Annotated in this window: 2 protein-coding genes and 1 other annotated feature; both genes read left to right on the top strand. The window is 67.9% G+C overall.

The genetic code is table 11. The features are described from left to right. On the top strand, positions 1-278 hold a 278-nt coding region (locus TEK04_RS21195), incomplete at its 5' end, for a transposase (RefSeq protein ID WP_336406356.1). Continuing rightward, positions 239-352: a sequence feature (AL1L pseudoknot), on the top strand. Its footprint overlaps the gene before it by 40 nt. After that, on the top strand, positions 338-1,113 hold a 776-nt coding region (locus tag TEK04_RS21190; protein WP_336406355.1), incomplete at its 3' end, for an IS3 family transposase. Its footprint overlaps the feature before it by 15 nt.

The raw sequence follows: 1,113 nt of genomic DNA, 5'->3' as shown, positions 1-1,113 counted from the left end.
GGGCCATCCGGTTGGCCGTCGACGCCCGGCGTGACCCGGCCACCCGGCCGGGGGCGTTGGCCCGGGTGGGTAAGCAGCTGGGCATCAACCCCGAGACGCTGCGGAACTGGGTGACCCAGGCCGAAGTCGATGAGGGTCACCGCCCGGGCACGACTACCGCGGAGGCCACGAAGATCGCCGAGCTCGAGCGAGAGGTGCGTGAATTGCGCCGGGCGAATGCCATTCTGAAATCGGCGTCGGCTTTTTTCGCGGCGGAGCTCGACCGCCCATCCCGCTGACCATCGCCTACATCGACGAGTACAAGGAAGAGTTTGGGGTCGAGCCGATCTGCAAGCAGTTGCAGTTCGCCCCGCAGACCTACTACGCGGCCAAGAAGCGACCACCGTCGCGCCGGTCGGTCACCGACGCCCAGACCACCGAACGCATCCGGGCGATCCACGCGGCCAACTTCTCCGTCTACGGCGCGCGCAAGGTCCACGCCGAGCTGCACCGCCAAGGCACGCCGGTGGCCCGGTGCACCGTGGAGCGGCTGATGCGCGCCGATGGGCTGCGCGGCGTACGCCGATCGGCGGTCGCCGTGCCCCGCACCACCGTGCCTGCCGCGGGGCCCGATGTGCGTGCCGACCTGGTCGAGCGGATGTTCGCCGCCTCGGCGCCCAACCGCTTGTGGGTTGCCGACATCACCTACATCCGCACCTTCGCCGGCTGGGTGTACGCCTCGTTCGTCATCGACGTGTTCTCCCGCCGAGTGGTGGGCTGGCAGGTCTCGCGCAGCCTGCGTACCGACCTGGCCCTCGACGCCCTGGAGATGGGGATGTGGACCCGCAGGCGCGCCGGCGAGGACATCACCGGATTGGTACACCATTCCGACCGCGGAGTGCAATACGTCGCCATTCGCTACTCCCAGCGACTGGCCGAAGAAGGCGCCGTCGCATCGGTCGGGTCCCGCGGCGACTCCTACGACAATGCGATGGCCGAAGCATTCAACTCACTGTTCAAAGCCGAACTGATCCGCAACAAGGGACCCTGGCGAGGCATCGACGACGTCGAGATCGCCGTCGCCGAGTACATCGACTGGTTCAACCACCGACGCCTACACGGCGAACTCGGCCT

The organism is Klenkia sesuvii (genome assembly GCF_037083825.1).
In the GTDB taxonomy this organism is placed as follows: Bacteria; Actinomycetota; Actinomycetes; order Mycobacteriales; family Geodermatophilaceae; genus Klenkia; species Klenkia sesuvii.
Note: the sequence above shows the minus strand (reverse complement) of the source record. Positions and strands in the feature narration are given on the sequence as shown.